The sequence below is a fragment of the Spirochaetota bacterium genome (assembly GCA_025061835.1).
Taxonomy (GTDB): Bacteria; Spirochaetota; Brevinematia; order DTOW01; family DTOW01; genus SKYB106.
Map to the genome: position 1 here is coordinate 427 of JANXAC010000053.1, position 233 is coordinate 659.

The following is a 233-nucleotide window of genomic DNA, read 5'->3' on the forward strand; positions in this document are numbered from 1 at the left end:
CCGTCACCTCAGCGGGAACGCTAGTACCTTGCCGTTTTCTGAAGCGGCGACCACAACGTCATCCGCCCCAAAACCTGAGAGACTGGGCGAGCGCTTGAACGATTCCCCGTTGTTCCTGCCATCGTACACGTAGAACTCCTGTGGATTGTCGGCGTTGATGGCGTAGAACATGCCGTTGTCGCTACCGATGTAGATGTAGGGCGTGTTGCTGTCCGCTTTGCGCACCACAATCG

The 233-nt window shown here is 57.1% G+C and carries 1 protein-coding gene; it reads right to left on the minus strand.

Features of this window, described 5'->3' with window-relative positions:
* Nucleotides 1–3: 3 nt before the first annotated feature.
* A partial coding sequence (locus tag NZ579_08225) for a hypothetical protein (protein ID MCS7299922.1) occupies nt 4–233 on the minus strand: 230 nt, incomplete at its 5' end.